This window comes from Aeromicrobium tamlense (assembly GCF_013408555.1).
Taxonomy (GTDB): Bacteria; Actinomycetota; Actinomycetes; order Propionibacteriales; family Nocardioidaceae; genus Aeromicrobium; species Aeromicrobium tamlense.
Genome location: NZ_JACBZN010000001.1, coordinates 2196657 through 2213307, shown reverse-complemented (window position 1 = coordinate 2213307; position 16651 = coordinate 2196657). Strand labels below are relative to the sequence as shown.

Annotated in this window: 19 protein-coding genes; 11 read left to right on the top strand and 8 right to left on the bottom strand. The window is 71.2% G+C overall.

What is annotated here, in order from left to right; all coding sequences use genetic code 11:
* On the bottom strand, positions 1-606 hold the full coding sequence (locus tag BJ975_RS11000; RefSeq protein WP_179425825.1) for an SAM-dependent methyltransferase: 606 nt from the start codon (positions 604-606) through the stop codon (positions 1-3).
* 65 nt (positions 607-671) lie between these two features.
* Between BJ975_RS11000 and BJ975_RS10995 the strand changes: the two genes are divergently transcribed.
* Entirely contained in the window at positions 672-1283 is a 612-nt protein-coding gene (locus tag BJ975_RS10995) for a helix-turn-helix domain-containing protein (RefSeq protein ID WP_179425823.1), read from the top strand.
* Here the strand turns inward: BJ975_RS10995 and BJ975_RS10990 are convergent.
* From BJ975_RS10990 to BJ975_RS10975, 4 genes are all read right to left on the bottom strand, one after another.
* Entirely contained in the window at positions 1256-1669 is a 414-nt protein-coding gene (locus tag BJ975_RS10990; protein ID WP_179425821.1) for a hypothetical protein, read from the bottom strand. The genes BJ975_RS10995 and BJ975_RS10990 overlap by 28 nt on opposite strands.
* A 14-nt stretch (positions 1670-1683) precedes the next feature.
* Positions 1684-1896 (bottom strand): hypothetical protein, encoded by a 213-nt coding sequence (locus BJ975_RS10985; protein ID WP_179425819.1) that lies wholly within the window; start codon positions 1894-1896, stop codon positions 1684-1686.
* A 35-nt stretch (positions 1897-1931) separates the two neighbouring features.
* Entirely contained in the window at positions 1932-3062 is a 1131-nt protein-coding gene (gene ald / locus BJ975_RS10980) for an alanine dehydrogenase (protein ID WP_179425817.1), read from the bottom strand.
* Between the two features lie 71 nt (positions 3063-3133).
* Positions 3134-3478 (bottom strand): DUF1330 domain-containing protein, encoded by a 345-nt coding sequence (locus BJ975_RS10975; protein ID WP_179425815.1) that lies wholly within the window; start codon positions 3476-3478, stop codon positions 3134-3136.
* Between the two features lie 112 nt (positions 3479-3590).
* Here BJ975_RS10975 and BJ975_RS10970 point away from each other — a divergent pair, with 112 nt between their 5' ends.
* Genes BJ975_RS10970 through BJ975_RS10960 form a run of 3 tightly spaced genes read left to right on the top strand, consistent with a single transcriptional unit; the run spans position 3591 to position 6746 of the window.
* A complete protein-coding gene (locus BJ975_RS10970) occupies positions 3591-4340 on the top strand; it encodes a helix-turn-helix domain-containing protein (protein ID WP_317628339.1) in 750 nt (249 codons plus the stop codon).
* A gap of 30 nt (positions 4341-4370) precedes the next feature.
* Entirely contained in the window at positions 4371-5024 is a 654-nt protein-coding gene (locus BJ975_RS10965; protein ID WP_179425813.1) for a TetR/AcrR family transcriptional regulator, read from the top strand.
* A gap of 39 nt (positions 5025-5063) precedes the next feature.
* Positions 5064-6746: a phytoene desaturase family protein gene (locus BJ975_RS10960; RefSeq protein WP_179425811.1), complete on the top strand. Its 1683-nt coding sequence runs from the start codon at positions 5064-5066 to the stop codon at positions 6744-6746.
* 1 nt (position 6747) lies between these two features.
* Here the strand turns inward: BJ975_RS10960 and BJ975_RS10955 are convergent, their stop codons facing one another.
* The 3 genes from BJ975_RS10955 to BJ975_RS10945 are packed head-to-tail and all read right to left on the bottom strand — an operon-like array spanning position 6748 to position 10960.
* Positions 6748-8418 (bottom strand): ABC1 kinase family protein, encoded by a 1671-nt coding sequence (locus BJ975_RS10955; RefSeq protein WP_179425809.1) that lies wholly within the window; start codon positions 8416-8418, stop codon positions 6748-6750.
* A 38-nt stretch (positions 8419-8456) separates the two neighbouring features.
* Positions 8457-9002, bottom strand: coding sequence for a TetR/AcrR family transcriptional regulator (locus tag BJ975_RS10950; protein WP_179425807.1), 546 nt, complete (start codon positions 9000-9002; stop codon positions 8457-8459).
* A complete protein-coding gene (locus tag BJ975_RS10945) occupies positions 8999-10960 on the bottom strand; it encodes an MFS transporter (protein WP_179425805.1) in 1962 nt (653 codons plus the stop codon). Before BJ975_RS10945 ends, BJ975_RS10950 begins: the two co-directional genes overlap by 4 nt.
* An 88-nt stretch (positions 10961-11048) precedes the next feature.
* Here BJ975_RS10945 and BJ975_RS10940 point away from each other — a divergent pair, with 88 nt between their 5' ends.
* From BJ975_RS10940 to BJ975_RS10910, 7 genes are all read left to right on the top strand, one after another.
* On the top strand, positions 11049-11339 hold the full coding sequence (locus BJ975_RS10940; protein ID WP_179425803.1) for a hypothetical protein: 291 nt from the start codon (positions 11049-11051) through the stop codon (positions 11337-11339).
* A gap of 85 nt (positions 11340-11424) precedes the next feature.
* Entirely contained in the window at positions 11425-11988 is a 564-nt protein-coding gene (locus BJ975_RS10935) for a hypothetical protein (protein WP_179425801.1), read from the top strand.
* 236 nt (positions 11989-12224) lie between these two features.
* Complete coding sequence (locus tag BJ975_RS10930; protein ID WP_179425799.1) at positions 12225-13445, top strand: quaternary amine ABC transporter ATP-binding protein; 1221 nt, start codon at positions 12225-12227, stop codon at positions 13443-13445.
* Positions 13445-14365 carry an ABC transporter permease gene (locus BJ975_RS10925; protein ID WP_179425797.1) on the top strand — a complete coding sequence of 307 codons (921 nt, stop codon included), beginning with the start codon at positions 13445-13447 and terminating at the stop codon, positions 14363-14365. Before BJ975_RS10930 ends, BJ975_RS10925 begins: the two co-directional genes overlap by 1 nt.
* 73 nt (positions 14366-14438) lie before the next feature.
* The gene (locus tag BJ975_RS10920) at positions 14439-15347 is read left to right on the top strand and encodes a glycine betaine ABC transporter substrate-binding protein (protein WP_179425795.1); all 909 of its coding nucleotides are present in this window, start codon (positions 14439-14441) and stop codon (positions 15345-15347) included.
* 98 nt (positions 15348-15445) lie between these two features.
* Positions 15446-15703, top strand: coding sequence for a GlsB/YeaQ/YmgE family stress response membrane protein (locus BJ975_RS10915; protein WP_179425793.1), 258 nt, complete (start codon positions 15446-15448; stop codon positions 15701-15703).
* 3 nt (positions 15704-15706) lie between these two features.
* Positions 15707-16648, top strand: a complete 942-nt coding sequence (locus BJ975_RS10910) for a DUF1214 domain-containing protein (protein ID WP_179425791.1) — start codon at positions 15707-15709, stop codon at positions 16646-16648.
* Positions 16649-16651: the final 3 nt, after the last annotated feature.

Sequence of the window (16651 nt, the reverse complement as noted above, 5' to 3'; positions counted from 1 at the left end):
TCACGCCGGGCGAACCGCACGGACCACGACGTCGTGCAGCACGGTCGCGTGGCCGCCAGGGCCGTCGACGATGCGCTGCGACTCCTCGGCCGTCACGATCTCCCAACCGGGTGAGTCGAAGCGGGCGGTGATGTTCGCGGCCGTCGCGGAGGCCTCGTCCGGGGAGTCGTGGCCGTGGAGGTGTCCCACGATGAGCAGCGTGCCGCCGGGCGCGACCCACTCGGCGAGGCGGTCGTAGAACTCCAGCTGCGGCATTGCCGGGTGGGCGTAGTGCGTGGTGACGAGGTCGTACGTGGTGCCGGGGTCCCACGTGGAGAGGTCGGCGCTCAGCCACTCCACCTGCCCGGCAAGTCCGGCGGCCACCGCGCGCTCCTGCCCGAAGGCGAGTGCTGCTGGGGAGATGTCGGCAGCCGTCACGGTCCAGCCTCGGCTCGCCAGCCAGATCGCCTCGGCTCCGGCGCCGCACCCCGCGTCGAGCGCCGTCCCGGGCTCGAGGTCGCGCGTCACGCGCTGCAGGTGGGGGTTCGGCTCGCTCGTGCTCATCGCGACGGCGCGGTCGCCCGTCCAGATGTCGTTCCAGTAGTGGTCGTCGAAGGTGTGCTCCATGCATCGACCATGATGCGCACGTGCGCGTTTCAGCAAGTCTTGTTGCCAAATGGCAAACTCGACGCATGGATCTCGATCGCACGCTCGATGCCGTCGGCCCTCGGCTCAAGGAGCTGCGCCAGCGGCGCGACGTCACGCTGAGCGAGCTGTCCGCCGAGACCGGCATCTCGACCAGCACCCTCTCGCGTCTCGAGGCGGGACTGCGCCGTCCCACGCTCGAGCAGCTCCTCCCGCTCGCGAAGTCGCACGGCGTCACGCTCGACGAGCTCGTCGACGCCCCGCCGACCGGCGATCCGCGCGTCACCCTGAAGCCTCTCGCGACGAAGGACGGGCGGACGATCGTGCCGCTGAGCCGCCGCCCGGGCGGCATCCAGGCCTACAAGTTCGTGCTGCCGGCCGGTCGCGACGACGACGAGCCCGAGCTGCGCACGCACGAGGGCTACGACTGGGCCTTCGTCCTCGACGGTCGGCTGCGGCTCGTGCTGGGCGAGCACGACATCGTCCTCAAGCCGGGCGAGGCCGTCGAGTTCGACACCCGCACCCCGCACTGGTTCGGCGCGACGAGCGCCGGCCCCGTCGAGTTCCTCAGCCTCGTCGGCAAGCAGGGCGAGCGGGCCCACCTGAGGGTCGCGCCGAAGCGACTCCGCGATCAGTCTGCGACCACCGCGGGGTCTTGAGCGCCGATCCGCGCGACCTCCCGGTCATACGTCTCGGCGTCGAAGGTGATCCCGTGCGGAACCGGCACTTCGACGTGCCAGTCCCAGTGAACGACCTCCCCGTCGCGGACGATCGTCACGTCGGTCGAGCCGCAGCCGTACTCGCCGCACGAGCAGCGGGCGATCGGAATGCGGTGTGGCACGTTCGAGGCGATCAGTCGGTTGCGACGGACCAGCAGCTCGCGTGGGTCGATGCCCATCCCCGCGCCCTCTGACGTCATCTCGACGTCGTCGACGAAGACGAGCAGCTGGCGGCCGTTGCGGCCGCCATCGTCGGCGCGTGCGATGTCGAAGCGGATCGACCTCGCGCGCTGTCGGGCTACAGCGCTTTCCGTGGTGTCAGGCACCGGACCATCATGACTCAGCCGGCGCGACCGAGGATCACGATCGCGATGACGAGGCAGGCGATCGCTGAGATGCAGCCGAGGGCGAGCGAGATCCGCGCGAGGTTCCGCATGCCGGGGGTGCGGTCGACCTCGTGCGTGGCCATCGTCCGGATGACGCCCATCGGCAGCAGCCAGCCGGTGGCGATGAGGGTCGCGGCGAGGGCGGCGTAGAGGGTCGAGTCGCTCATGTGAGGGACGTACCCGCTCGCGCCCGCGCGACGCGTCAGGCGGAGGCGAGCACCGACTCAACCTCGACCGAATCGAGCCCGACGCCCGCCGCGACGCCGGCGTGGGTGACCTCGCCGGCGTGCGTGTTGAGGCCCTGCGCGAGTCCGGCGTCGGCCCGCATCGCGTCCACCCAGCCGTGCTCGGCGAGCGCGATCACGTAGGGGAGGGTCGCGTTCGTCAGCGCGTAGGTGGAGGTGTTCGGGACCGCGCCGGGCATGTTGGCGACGCAGTAGAACGTCGAGCCGTGCACGGTGAAGGTCGGGTCGTCGTGGGTGGTGGCGTGCGAGTCCTCGAAGCAGCCGCCCTGGTCGATCGCGATGTCCACCAGGACGGATCCGGGCTTCATCCGCGAGACCAGCTCGTTGGTCACCAGCTTCGGCGCGGCGGCGCCCGGCAGCAGCACGGCCCCGATCACGAGGTCGGCCTGGAGCACCTGCTGCTCGATCGCCAGCATCGATGAGGCCAGTCCGTGGACGCGGTTGTCGTACCGCCAGAAGCTCATCCGCAGCTTGTCGAGGTCGGTGTCGAGCAGCGTCACGTCGGCGCCCATGCCGAGCGCGATGTTGGCCGCGTTCTGCCCCGAGACGCCGGCTCCGATGATGACGACCTTCGCGTTCGCGACGCCGCCCACCCCGCCGAGCAGCACGCCGCGACCGCCCTGCGCCTTCATCAGTGCGTGCGCCCCGACCTGCGGAGCGAGGCAGCCCGCGACCTCGCTCATCGGGTACAGCAGCGGCAGCCCGCCGGTGGCGCCGGTGACCGTCTCGTAGGCGACACCGGTGATCTTCCGCGTGAGCAGCTCCTCGGTCAGTGGGCGGTCGGCCGCGAGGTGCAGGTACGTGAACAGCAGCTGTCCCTCGCGCATCCGGTGGTACTCCGCCTCGACGGGCTCCTTCACCTTCAGCACCAGATCCATCCCGCCGTCGGTGCCCCACGCGGCCTCCGCCTCGCCGACGATCGTGGCGCCCGCGGCGACGTAGTCCTCGTCGCTGATCGACGAGCCGACCCCCGCGCCGGTCTGGATGTGCACCTCGTGTCCGCGACTGGTCAGCTCGCGTACGCCAAGAGGCGTGATCGCGACACGGTACTCGTGGTTCTTGATCTCCTGCGGGACACCGATCCTCACGGCCTTTGCCTCTCCTCGTGTGACCCACCTCACGCTACCGGCGATCGCGGAGGTGGGCACGCGAGTCCTTCCTAGGCCTGCAGCGACGCGATCTTGTCGACGGCGCGGTAGCCGTCGGGCACCCCCTCGACGATGCAGGTCATCGAGTTCGAGTGCTCGGTGCGCAGCGCGAGGATCGCCCGGTAGGCGTCCGAGTCGTACCAGGCGCGGGCCGCGTCGGCGCTCGGGAACTCGATGATCACGAGGTCGCCGTCCCAGGGCCCCTCGATGCCGGTGAGCTGACCGCCGTGCACGAGGAAGCGGCCGTCGTAGGGCTCCAGCGTCGCGTCGATCCGCTCGATGTACTCGACGATCTCGGGTCCGAGGTCGACCTCGCGGAGGTAGGCGAGGGCGTAGGCCTTGGTCGTGGTGGTCATGAGGTGCTCCGTTCGTCGGGGTGGATGGCTCGATCACACCCCGAGCACGCTTGATGGTCGATGACCTCCGAGGTCATGGTCACCATGCCCTCGCGTGGCTAGGTTGACGATCGTGAGCGCAACCGCCGGCACCCTGATCCGCGAGTGGCGCCAGCGCCGCCACCTCTCCCAGCTGGACCTGGCCAACCGGGCCGACGTGTCCACGCGACACCTGAGCTGGATCGAGACGGGACGCAGTCGTCCCACGAGCTCGATGGTGCTGCGCCTGTGCACCCAGCTGGACGTGCCGTTGCGCGAGCAGAACCAGGTGCTGCTCGCCGCCGGGCACGCGCCCGCGCACCCCGAGCACGGCCTGGCCGATCCGCCGATGGCCGAGGCGAACCGCGCGCTGGAGGCGATCCTCGCGGCCCACCACCCCTATCCGGCCCTCGTGGTGGACCGCCGCTGGGACCTCGTCGCCGCGAACGAGGCGGCGTACGGACTGCTGGCGGGCGTCGGCGCCGAGCTGCTGGAGCCGCCGGTCAACGTGATCCGCCTGTCGATCCACCCGCGAGGGCTCGCACCCCGCATCGCGAACCTCGACGAGTGGCGCGCGCACCTGGCCGAGCGGCTGCACCGCGAGCACACGAGCACCGGTGACTCGTTCCTCGCAGAGCTGCACGACGAGGTCGTGGCCGGCGGCATCGAGCCGGTCACCTCGCCCGCGCTCGTCGTGCCGTTCCAGCTGCGCACCGAGGCCGGGGTGCTCTCGTTCATCTCGACCACCACGGTCTTCGGGACGCCCCGCGAGGTGACGCTCTCCGAGCTCGCGATCGAGGCGTTCTACCCCGCCGACGAGGCCACCCGCCGCGCGCTCGGCTGACCCGGGCGTCGCCGCCCCTAGGGTGGGGCCGTGAGCGACGCCGAGAAGTCCGCCGCGGCGCGTGGCGCGCGTCGGCGCGAGCGCACGCGCACCTCGCTGCTCGACGCGGCCGAGCTGCTCGTGTCGCAGCGCGCGCCCGAGGAGATCCGGATCGAGGACGTCGCCGCGCAAGCGGGCGTCTCGCCGGCGTCGGTCTACGTGCACTTCGGCACGAAGGACGGGCTGCTGGCCGCCGTGACCGAACGGGTCGTCGCGGTCGCCACCGAGACGCTGCGTGCGGCGTACGCCGCCGAGACCTCGCCGCTCGAGCGGTTCGCCGGTGTCGGCGCCGCCTACCTGCGGCTGGTGCTCGACCACCCCGTCGTCGTGAAGTACCTGATGGTGACGGGGGAGCGCGGGCCGCGGACTCCCGTCGAGGTCCAGGTCGTCGAGCGGTTCGGCGAGCTGCGCCGCGAGTTCGAGGAGAGCATCCGCGACGCGGTGGAGTCCGGCGCGATCCGGCGGGTCGACCCCGAGCTCGCCTCCTTCTTCCTCTTCGGCGCATGGAACGGCGTCGCCGCCCTGGCCCTGCGGCGCGACGCCCTCGAGCTCTCGCCGGAGCGGGTCGAGGCGGCCGTGATCGAGTCGGGACTCGTGCTGCTCGAAGGCCTGTTGGTGGGTGCCGCGGCGCCCGAGCATGGTTGACTTGGAGTCAGACTCCAGATCACTCTCCGAAGGGCCGCCATGACGCAGACTCCGACGACCTCGCCCGACCCCGCCGTCTGGGACGTCGTCATCGTGGGGGCGGGCCCCGGCGGCCTGACGACCGGCGCGTATCTCGCCGCGAACGGCAAGCGGGTGCTGGTGCTCGAGGCCAACCAGGTCGTCGGCGGCAGCACGCAGGTCTTCCGCCGCGCGGGCAACAAGTTCGAGTTCGACGTCGGCACCCACTACGTCGGCGAGTGCGAGCCGGGTGGCCGCATGCAGACCGCGCTCGCGGGCCTCGCCCTCACCCGGCGGATCGAGTGGCTGCGTCAGAACCCCGACGGCCACTGCCGGGTCATGGTGCCCGGCACCACCTTCGAGACGCCGACCGGCTGGGACGCCTACCTCGAGCGCCTCGTCGAGACGTTCCCCGACGAGGAGGCGGGACTGCGCCGCTGCGTGCGGATCCTGCGCATCATCTCCGCGGGCGAGGAGCCGCGCCGGCGCCCGTGGGCGCTGCTGCGCTGGGGCGTCCGGCCGATCACCAAGCTGCTCGACGCCTGCGGGCTCAGTGCCGACGCCCAGGCCGTGATCCTCGCGGAGAACGGCGACTACACCTGGCCCCCGCACCGCACGCCCGCCGTCATGCACGGTGGCCTGCTGCACCACTACCTCCAGGCCGGCGCCTACTACCCCCGCGGCGGTGGCCAGGTGATCGGCGCGCACCTCACCGACGTCATCCAGACCCACGGCGGTCGGGTCCGCACCAAGGCCACGGTCGAGCGGATCCTGATCGAGGACGGACGCGCGGCCGGGGTCCGTCTCGTGGGCGGGGAGGAGATCCGCTCGGAGGTCGTCGTGTCGGCGGCCGACTTCAAGAAGACGTGGGCCGAGCTGGTGGGCGACGAGCACCTCACCCGTCGGCTGCGGCGGCGCCTGCGCGACCTCGAGATGACACTGCCGATGTTCGCGGTCTACGTCGCACTCGACGTGGACCTGCGCGAGCGCGACACCCCGCCGCTGGCCTGGGTGTGGCCGAACCACGACGTCGACGGCTACTACCGGGAGGTGGCCGCGGGCCGCTGTCCCGAGCAGATGCCGGTGGGCATCAGCTGCCCGACCGCGAAGGATCCCCACGGGACGCACTCGGCGCCGCCCGGCTACTCGACCCTCGAGCTCGTGAGCTTCGCGCCGAAGGAGCACGCGTTCTGGAACGTGGACTCGGACCCGACGCAGGGCGCGGGCTACGGCCGCGACGAGCAGTACCGCCAGCTCAAGGCCGAGCTCACGGAGCGTGTGCTCGACACTGCCTCGATGATGATCCCCGACCTGCGCGAGCGCATGGTGTTCTGCGAGGCGTCGACGCCGATCACGCAGGAGCGGTTCACCCTCGCGACCGACGGCTCCTGCTACGGCATCGCCCCGCTGATGAAGAACCTCGGCCCGTTCCGCCCGCGCGTCACCACCCACGTCCCCGGCCTGTTCCTGGCCGGCGGCAGCACGGAGTTCCTGTTCGGCATCAACGCCACCATCTGGGGCGGCATGGGCACGGCGAGCGCGATCCTGGGCCGCGACCTCGTGCAGGAGGTTCGCGACGGTGCGGTGTTCGTGGACGAGTCCCGGCTCACGGAGATCACCGAGGACTTCGACCCGCTGCTCGCGTCCAAGCCCGGCTCGGTCATCCGACGGGCCGCGCGACGACGCCCGCGGGTGGACGCCTGAGTCAGGTCCGCGGTGGCCCCGTCGGATGCTCGGTGCGGGCCACCTTGCGGTCGGTCATGACGATCCAGACGGCCAGGGCGACGCCCGCGCACACGGCGAAGAGGAACAGCAGCATCGCCAGGCCGGGGTAGCCGAGCAGGGTCCACTCCGAGGGAACGCGCATCGTCAGGGCGGCGCCGAGGATCGTGGCGGCGATGATGATGCCGAGCGTCAGCCGGTTCGCGACGCGCTGGAGCACGGTGTGCAGGCGCTCCTCGTCGACCGCGTCGACCTTGACCCGGAACTCGCCCTCGGCGAGCGCGTCCATGATGCGGTTCGCGCGCTTGGGCAGCTCGGCCGCGAAGGTCCGCGACTCGATCGCCGCCGCGACGATCCCGCCCGGCGACATCGTCAGCCCGGCCGTGAAGATGCTCGAGACGTTCTCGCGGATCGCCTCGGCGGGAGCGAAGCCGGGGTCGAGGTGCGAGGTGGCACGGTCGAGGTTGAGCAGCGCCTTGCCGACCATCGACATCTCGGCGGGCGGGCGCAGGCCGTGGCTGCCGGACAGCCGGCTGAGGTCCACCAGCACGGCACCGACCTCGACGTCGGCACCGCTGGCCACGGCCTCGGAGACGAGGTGGGCCACGTCGTCGCGGAACGCCGCGGCGTCGAACCCGTCGAGCCGGTGTCCCGCGCTCGCGAGGATCGAGGCGGCCTCCTCGCCGTCGCCGTCGCTGATCGCCAGCAGCAGCTTGATGATGTCGTGCTGGACCCGCGGGGGCACCGAGGCGGTCATGCCGAGGTCGAGGAGCGCGAGCCGGCCGTCGTCGGTGAGCAGGAGGTTGCCGGGGTGCGGGTCGGCGTGCAGGATGCCGGCGTCGAGGATCATGTGCAGGTACGCGCTGAACAGCTGCTCGACGATGGGCCGCGCGTCGACGTCGACCAGGCCCAGCCGACCGATGTCGGTGACCTTGCGGCCCTCGACGTAGTCCATGACGAGGACCTTCGAGGTCGTGTACGCCGGCACGGGCTGGGGGACCAGGAGCAGGTCGTAGGCCGCCGTGAGCTCGCCGAAGGTCACCAGGTTGCGCGCCTCCCGGCGGTAGTCGAGCTCACCGGCCAGCGACCGGCGGAACTGGTCGAGCAGGCGCCCGAACCCGAAGCTGCGCCCGGCCTCGGTGCGCTTGTCGGCCACGCGGGCGAGTCGGCCGAGCACCTTCATGTCCTCGCGCACCGTCTCGCGCACGTGGGGCCGCTGGACCTTCACCACGACCTCGCGCCCGTTGCGCAGCACCGCCCGGTGCACCTGCCCGAGCGAGGCGGCGGCGAGGGGCTCGGGGTCGAAGTCGCTGAAGCGCTCCTTGATGGTGGCCCCGAGCTCGGTCTCCACGACCTCGCGCACGGTCTCGAAGTCGATCGGGTCGACCTCGTCCTGCAGGCGCTCGAGCGCCGTCGTGTACGAGGACGGCAGCAGGTCGAACCGCGTCGAGAGCAGCTGGCCGAGCTTGATGAACGTGGGGCCCATGCGCTCGAGGTCGGCGGCGAAGGCCTCCGCGCGCTCGGCGTCGCCGAGCGGGGTCTCGTCGTCGATGTCGAACTCGTCGAGGTGGGCTCCGGCGAGCAGGTCGGACCGGCCGTGGCGCCGGACCAGGCGGGCCAGCGCGACGTACCGGTTGTCGTCCAGGATCGTCATGACCGCAAGCATGCCCAAGTCGGGCGGCGGTCGCTCCCTCACGCGCCGTCGAGCAGCCGTTGGACGATCGGGCCGTAGGCCTGCGCAACCCCGTCGAGGTCGGCCAGCAGCTCGGGGCTCTCGAAGAAGCGCAGCACGGTCGCCAGACCGGTGAGCGCCGCCACGGCCAGCTCGGCGCGCAGGCGCGCGTCGGGGCCCTCGAGTCGCTCGGCCAGCGGATCGACGTAGCCGCGCAGGAACTTCGCGCGGACCGCCTCCGGATCGGGCGCGTTGACGCGCAGCATCAGCGCACGACCCAGGTGCTCGAGGTCGCCGCGCCGCTGGCGGTCGACGAGCTCCTCGACCAAGGCGGCGCCCAGGCCGCTCGCGGGGGCGTCCGGCAGCGTCGGCGCGCTGATCGTCGCCGTGCGGTGGAAGAGCTCCTCCTTGCTGCCCGCGACCTTCATGACGAGTGCGGGGGAGGTGCCTGCGCGCGCGGCGATCGCCCGGATCGTCACCTCGGGGAAGCCGTTGCGGGCGAACAGCTCGGCGGCGGCCCGCAGCACCGAGGCACGCAGGGCGGCAGGCTCGTCGCGGACGGTCATGCGAGGGGAGTCCCGAGCGTGAGGTCGGCCGTGCGGTTGGCCTCCCACACCGTGACCGGCCGCGCACCCGTCGCGCCGTTGTCGGCGATCGCGCTGAGCACGTAGCGTCCGTTCGGCGGTCGAGGCACCGCGTAGCGGCCGTCGTGGTCGGTGCGCGCGGAGTGGACCGCCTCGCCCGCGTGGTGCGTCAGGATGACGAGCGCACCGGGGATGGGCTGGCCGTCGGTGTCGGTGATCGTGCCCTCGAGCGTCAGCCGGTGGCGCAGCACGAGCGGCGGCATCCGCGTCTCGTCGCCGAGCGTGACGATGCGCGACCTCGGCTGCCAGCCGTCGGCCGACGTGACGACGAAGTAGTCGCCCGGGCCCGGCACCGCGACGGCCACCTGACCCTCGGAGTCGGCCTGGCCCCAGTCGACGGCGCTGCCGTCGGTGGTCAGCACGGTCACGACGGCGCTGCGCACCGGGCGGGCCTGCTCGTCGACGACCTGGCCACGCACGACGCGGGTCGGGCGGCTCGTGGTCGCCGTGCCGGCGCGGTCGGCGTCGGGGGAGAAGTCCTGCATCCGCAGCGTCGGGACCGTGACCGCCGCCGCCGCGAGGGACGTGGCCGCCGCGAGCCAGAACAGCAGGGTGATGGCCTGCTCGCCGGCCACCTCCTGCCCGCCGACCGTCACGACGAACGCGGACGTGACGGCCGTGACGATCGCGCTGGCGCTCGTGGTGCCGATCGAGCGCAGCAGCACGTTCAGGCCGTTCGCCGACGCCGTCTCGGTGACCGGGACGGCGCGCATGATCATCGTCGGCAGCGCGCCGTATACCATGGCGGTGCCCATCCCGACGATCACCGAGCCGATCACGACCTGGGCGAGGTCGTCGCTGAGGAACACGCGCAGGATGTAGGCGACGCCCATGATCAGCGTCCCGGACAGGGCGGTCACCTGGGGGCCGAAGCGGCGTGTCAGCCACGCCGAGACCGGCGCCATCAGGCCGAACGCGGCCGCGTTCGGCACCATCCACCAGCCGGTCTCCAGCACGCCGAGACCGAGCCCGAACCCGGTCTCCTCGGGGAGCTGGAGCAGCTGCGTGGTGAGCAGCATGTTCGCGAACATCGCGAACCCGACGAGGATGGACGTCGAGTTCACCAGCACGACGGCGCGGCGCGACGAGACGCGCAGGTCGACCAGCGGGCTGGGCGTCCGCAGCTCGATGGGGACCCACGCGGCCAGCAGCAGGCCGCCCACGACGACCAGGCCGAGCGTCGTCGGCGAGGTCCACCCCCAGATCGAGCCCTTCGAGATCGCGAGCATGAGGGCGGTCAACGCGGCCGACAGCAGGACGGCGCCGCGGATGTCGAAGGTGCCGCGGGTGCGGACCGGGGACTCGGGCAGGACCGCCATGGCCGCGCCGAGCAGGACGAGACCGACGGCGCCGGTCACCCAGAAGATCGCGTGCCAGTCGAGGTGCTCGGAGATCAGGCCGGCCACCGGCAGCCCGACACCCGCGCCGATCGCGAGCGTCGCGCTCATGAGGGCCACGCCCAGCGGGATCCGCTCGCGCGGCAGCTCGTCGCGCATGATCGCGATGCCGACCGGGACCACGGCGGTGCCCACGCCCTGCAGGGCCCGGGCGACGATCAGCAGCGGCAGGTCCTGGCTGAACGCGCCGAGGAGCGAGCCGAGGACCGAGATCGTGAGGGCCAGCGTCAGCATGCGGCGCTTGCCGTACATGTCGGCCAGGCGCGTCACGGTCGGCGTGGCGATCGCTCCGGCCAGCAGGGTCGCGGTGACGAGCCACGAGGCGCTGTCGACCGACGTGTCGAGCAGGTCCGGCAGGACCGGGAGCAGGGGGAGCAGGAGCGTCTGCTGGAGCGAGACGACGATGCCGCACAGCGACAGCGTCGTCACGATCAGTGCCGCACTGGGAGCCGGCGCCTCGTGACGCCGTGAACGCTTGTTCACGGCGCCATTCAATCACCGTTGTCGACCCGGCGCACCGGGCGTACAGTCGAAGGACCGGTCGATGCGACCTCGAGCGAAGGAGAGCATCATGGCCACTGCTCATCTCCACCTGCCGCACCTGCACGTGCCGCACGTCGGCCAGCCGCAGGACCAGGCCCACCGCGACGGCACCAGACCCTCCCACATCGGCGGCGTCATCCTCGGCATCGGCATGCTCGTCGCCGTGGGCTGCTGGGCGGCCTCGGTCGTCGCGCTGCTCAGCCTCGGCCCCGCCCGCTCGGGTGCCGTCGACGGCGTCACTGCCGGCTGGACCGCCCTGGCCATCGCGTCGGCGATCAGCCTGTTCCTGATGGGCATCTGGAAGGCCCACAGAGCCTGACCGATTCGGACCCATCCGAATCGAAGCCGCCTACGAAGCCCCCTCGAGCGGCCGGATCCGCCGGTCGCCGAAAGGGGAATCCATCATGAGGAAGGCAATTCTCGCGCTGCTGACGGTCGTGCTCACGCTCGGCATGGCGACCGCCCTGGGGGCACCGGCGCAGGCCACGTCGGCGAAGCACAGCGGCAAGAAGGTCGGCTACACGCAGGTCGTCGTGGCACCGCCGGTCTACGACCTGATCGCGGGCGCGGGCATCACCCCCGCTCCGACCGCGGGCGCGAAGGCGTTCGCGTACAAGGGCACGCTCGCCGCCCGGTTCCCGATCACGGGCTACCGCCTCAAGGGTCTGCAGATCAAGCACAGCGGCGGCCTCAGCCTGACCGCCGGCGCGTCGACGATCACGGTCTCCGACTTCACCATCGACCTGGCGCGGGGACGCGTCAGCGGCAAGGTGACCGGCACGATCGGCGACGTCGGCCGGGTGGACCTCTTCAAGATCCGCAGCTCGGATCGTCGTGACCTCGGCGCGGTGCGGCTGACGCTCACCGACACCGCCGCGGGTGCGCTCAACGCCACCTTCGGGGTCGACGCCTTCGCCGAGAACGCGACCTTCGGCTACGCGACGCCGAGGCCGTTCTCCCGGTTCTGAGGGAGCAGGAGAAGGACGGCCCCCTCCCACCTGGGGCCGCCCTTCGCCTGCACCGGGTGCTCGGTGCTCCGCCGGGCCTTGATACGTTCGAGGACGCGGCGTGAGCGTTCATCGGACGATTTCTGTCGTGTGGTGCCTGGCTTGATGTGGCGATCGCATGGTGGTCGAACCGGAGAGATCGGCTCTCGTCGTGGGAGCGACGCTCCCGACCCGACCACCGATCCGCAGGAGCGCGAGTGCCAGTCATCCAAGCCGAGAGCGTCTTCAAGGTCTTCGGCAAGCGACCCGAACGCGCGCTCGATCCGCTGCGACAGGGAGCCTCGCGACAGGACCTGATGGAGCGCGGCCTCGTTCCGGCCGTGATCGACGCGAGCTTCGACGTCCAGGCCGGCGAGATCTTCGTCGTGATGGGCCTGTCGGGCTCGGGCAAGTCCACGCTGATCCGCATGGTCAACGGTCTGCTGACCCCCACCGCGGGCGAGCTGGCGGTCGGCGGGCAGAGCGTCAGTCGCGCGAATGCCAAGCAGCTGCGTGAGATCCGCCGCGACCAGGTGAGCATGGTGTTCCAGCACTTCGCCCTGCTGCCACACCGCACGGTCGGCGAGAACGCCGCCTACGGCCTGAAGCTGCGGGGTCTGAACCGCAGTGATCGTGAGCGCGCGGCGAACGAGGCCCTGGCGATGGTGGGGCTGGACGGCTGGGGCGACTCCATGCCCGACGAGCTCTCCGGAGGCATGCGTCAGCGCGTCGGCCTCGCGCGGGCGCTGGCCGCCGGGACGGACGTGCTGCTGATGGACGAGGCCTTCAGTGCGCTCGATCCCCTGATCCGCCGTGAGATGCAGGACCAGCTGGTCGAGCTGCAGCACCGGCTGGGCAAGACCATCCTGTTCATCACGCACGACCTCAACGAGGCCATGCGACTGGGCGACCGCATCGCGATGATGCGGGACGGACGCGTCGTGCAGGTCGGCACGGCCGAGCAGATCCTCAACAACCCCGCGAACGACTACGTCGCCCAGTTCGTCCAGGACGTGGACTGGACCCGGGTGCTGACGGCGGCCTCGGTCATGGAGCCGCCGGTGGCCGTGCTCGGCTCGCTCCAGGGGCCGCGCGCCGCGCACCGACTCCTGCGCGAGCACCAGATCTCCACCCTGATGGTCGTCGACCGCGAGCGGCGGCTGCGAGGCGTCGTGCTCGAGGAGGACGTCGTCTCCGCGCTGGCCCGCGGCCAGGAGTCGCTCGACGGACTGGTGCAGCCCGCGGTGACGGTGCGTCCCGACGTGCCCGTCGTCGACCTCTTCGGCGCCGCGGCGGACAGCCCGGCGGCGCTCGCGGTCGTCGAGGACGACCGGCTGATCGGGGTGATCCCGCGGGTGACGCTGCTCAGCGCGCTGGGCTCCGTCGGCGGCAAGGAGACCGGCGACAACGGCATCGGCACGACGGCAGGAGCAGTGTGATGACTTCGACCCTGGCAACCATCGACACCGTGGAGTCCGGCGTCCCGCGGATCCCCGTGGGCGAGTGGATCGAGGTCGCGTTCGACTGGGTCCTCGACCACGCCGGCGGGTTCTTCGACGCGATCGCCGACGGCATCGGCGCCGTCTCGGGCGCGCTGACCGACCTGCTCCAGTGGCCGCCCGCGCTCGTCACCGTGCTCGTCATGGCCGTGATCGCCGCGCTGTCGGCCACCTGGCGACTCGGGATCGGCGCGGCGCTCATCCTCACCGCGGTCATCGCGATGGACCAGTGGGACAACGCGATGCAGACGCTCTCGGTGGTGCTCGTCGCGAGTGCGATCGCCCTGCTCATCGGCGTGCCGATCGGCGTCGCGGCCGCGCGCTGGGACGGCGTGAGTCGCCTCGTGCGGCCGGTCATGGACCTCATGCAGACGATGCCGGCCTTCGTCTGGCTCGTGCCGGTCGTCATGCTCTTCGGCATCGGCGTCGCCGCGGGTCTGGTGGCGACCGTGATCTTCGCGCTCCCGCCCGCGGTGCGGCTCACCGAGCTCGGCATCCGCCAGGTGGACCGCGAGATCGTCGAGGCGGGTCACGCCTTCGGCGGCACCCCACGGCAGATCCTCGGCGGCATCCAGCTGCCGCTGGCGATGCCGACCGTCATGGCCGGCGTCAACCAGGTGATCATGCTCGCGCTGTCCATGGCGGTGATCTCCGGACTCGTCGGCGGCGGCGGCCTGGGCGGCGCCGTGATGACCTCGATCTCGCGCCTGGACGTCGGTCTGGGCTTCGAGGCGGGCCTGTCCGTGGTCGCACTCGCGATCTACCTCGACCGCGTCACCGCGGGCGTCGGCGCGCGCAAGCGGCGCCGGCCGTCGCGACGGCGCTCGCGAGAAGCGGAGGAGCCCGCCCTGGCCGCCTGATCACGCACCTCACGCACTGACTGAACGCACGATTCTCGAACCTGACGAAGCAAGACGAAACAAGGAGAAGAAGTTGACGACACACATCCGCCGCGTGGTCGGACTGACCGCGGCGCTCGTGGCCCTCTGCGCCGGCCTGGCCGCCTGTGGCTCCGACGACGGAGACGGTGCCGGGGGCGCTGACAAGAGCATCACCCTGGGCATCATCCCGTCGTGGACCGACGGCCTCAGCACGGCGTATCTGTGGAAGGAGATCCTCGACCGCGAGGGCTACGACGTCGAGATCAAGGACATCGCCGACGCCGCGCCGCTCTACACCGGCGTCGCCAAGGGCGACATCGACGTGTACCCCTCGGCCTGGTCCGAGGTCACGCACGAGGCGTACATGGACCAGTACGGCGACGACCTGGAGGACCTGGGCGCCTACTACGAGGGCGCTGCGCTGACCCTGGCCGTCCCCGAGTACTCGAAGATCTCCTCGATCGCGGATCTGCCCGACTACGCCAAGGAGCTCGACGGCAAGATCATCGGCATCGAGCCCGGCGCCGGCCTGACCAAGACCACCAAGGAGAGCGTCATCCCGGCGTACGGCCTGGACGACGACTTCACGCTCGTCGAGTCCTCGACGACCGCGATGCTGGCCGAGCTGCAGAAGGCCGTGAAGGACCAGCGCGAGATCGTGGTGACCCTGTGGCGTCCCTTCTGGGCCAACGCCCAGTTCAAGGTCAAGGACCTCGAGGACCCGGACGGCGCGCTCGGCAAGACCGAGGCCCTGCACGCGATCGCGACGAAGGGCTTCGGCGACGAGCACCCGGAGGTCGCGAAGATGTTCGCGAACTTCACGCTCGACGACGAGACCTACGGCTCGCTCGAGAAGTCCGTGGTCGACGCGTACGACGCGGACAAGGAGGCCGGTGTCGAGGCCGCCGTCAAGACCTGGCTCGACGAGAACCCGGACTTCGTCGACAACCTGAAGAAGTGACCTCCCGCGGCTGACCGCCGCACATGGGAGCCCTCGGCCCCGCTCCCCACGGGAGCGGGGCCGTTCTCATCGGGCGCGCGGACCCCTACGCTGTGCCCATGCTCATCATTGCGATCATCGTGTTCGGAATCCTCGTGGGTGGCTTGGCGCAGATGGTCCTGGGCCGTCGCATGGAGTCGGTGAACTGGACGGTGGCGATCGTCGCCGGTCTGCTCGGCTCGCTGCTCGGCGGCCTCGTGTCGAGCCTCATCGCCGGCGACGGGATCGAGCTGCGGGCCAGTGGCCTCATCGGCTCGTTCCTCGGTGCGCTCGTGGTGACCGCTGCCTGGGGCGCCCTCGCCTCGCGCAAGGCCTGATCCGTGCCCGTACGCGTCAACGTCGACAACTTCGTCGACGCCGAGAACTCCCGCATGCTTCGCGACCTGCAGGCCGACGCCGGCGGCGTCAACGCGTTCTCGCACGTACGCGAGCCCTCGCCCGTCGACCACCAGCTCGTCGTACGGCTCAATCGCGACACCCTGTACAGCTTCGCCGTCGTCGACCTCGCGCAGGACGCGATCCTGACGCTGCCCGACTGCGGCGAGCGGTACCTGTCGGCGATGGTCGTCAACGAGGGCCACTTCGTCCCGCTCGTGCTGCACGACTCCGGCACCCACCGCCTCACGCAGGCCCAGGTCGGCTCGCGGTATGCCGCCGTGGCGCTGCGGATCCTGGTGGACTCGCAGGATCCCGCCGACGTCGCCGAGGTCAACCGCCTCCAGGACCAGGTGACGATCGAGGCCGGTTCGTCCGAGCCGTTCGCGATGGCCGACTACGACTCGTCGAGCTTCGACGCCACGCGCGACGCGCTGCTCGACCTCGCCCGCGGCCTCACCGGCTTCGACCGGATGTTCGGCCGTCCCGAGGACGTCGATCCCGTCCGCCACCTCATCGGCACGGCCGCGGGCTGGGGCGGACTGCCCAGCTCCGAGGCCGCCTACGTGGGCGTCCAGCCCGAGGGCGACGGACGCTTCGAGCTGACGATGCGCGACGTGCCCGTCGACGGCTTCTGGTCGGTCTCGGTCTACGACGCGAAGGGCTTCTTCGCGAAGAACGACCGCGACGCCTACAACCTCAACGACATCACCGCAGCCCGGAACGAGGACGGCTCGGTCACCGTGCGCTTCGGCGACTTCGGGCCCGAGGTGCCCAACGTGATCCCCACACCCGAGGGCTGGAACTTCCTCGTCCGCCTCTACCGCCCGCGCCGCGAGATCCTCGACGGCACGTGGCAGGTCCCCGCACTCGTCCCCCTCCCATGACAT

Coding starts and splice junctions, on each gene's coding strand:
- BJ975_RS10960 (WP_179425811.1), top strand. CDS start 5,064: ATGACGCAGACTCCGACGACCTCGCCCGACCCCGCCGTCTGGGACGTC.
- BJ975_RS10995 (WP_179425823.1), top strand. CDS start 672: ATGGATCTCGATCGCACGCTCGATGCCGTCGGCCCTCGGCTCAAGGAG.
- BJ975_RS10975 (WP_179425815.1), bottom strand. CDS start 3,478: ATGACCACCACGACCAAGGCCTACGCCCTCGCCTACCTCCGCGAGGTC.
- BJ975_RS10940 (WP_179425803.1), top strand. CDS start 11,049: ATGGCCACTGCTCATCTCCACCTGCCGCACCTGCACGTGCCGCACGTC.
- BJ975_RS10950 (WP_179425807.1), bottom strand. CDS start 9,002: ATGACCGTCCGCGACGAGCCTGCCGCCCTGCGTGCCTCGGTGCTGCGG.
- BJ975_RS10935 (WP_179425801.1), top strand. CDS start 11,425: ATGAGGAAGGCAATTCTCGCGCTGCTGACGGTCGTGCTCACGCTCGGC.
- BJ975_RS10955 (WP_179425809.1), bottom strand. CDS start 8,418: ATGACGATCCTGGACGACAACCGGTACGTCGCGCTGGCCCGCCTGGTC.
- BJ975_RS10925 (WP_179425797.1), top strand. CDS start 13,445: ATGACTTCGACCCTGGCAACCATCGACACCGTGGAGTCCGGCGTCCCG.
- BJ975_RS10985 (WP_179425819.1), bottom strand. CDS start 1,896: ATGAGCGACTCGACCCTCTACGCCGCCCTCGCCGCGACCCTCATCGCC.
- BJ975_RS11000 (WP_179425825.1), bottom strand. CDS start 606: ATGGAGCACACCTTCGACGACCACTACTGGAACGACATCTGGACGGGC.
- BJ975_RS10915 (WP_179425793.1), top strand. CDS start 15,446: ATGCTCATCATTGCGATCATCGTGTTCGGAATCCTCGTGGGTGGCTTG.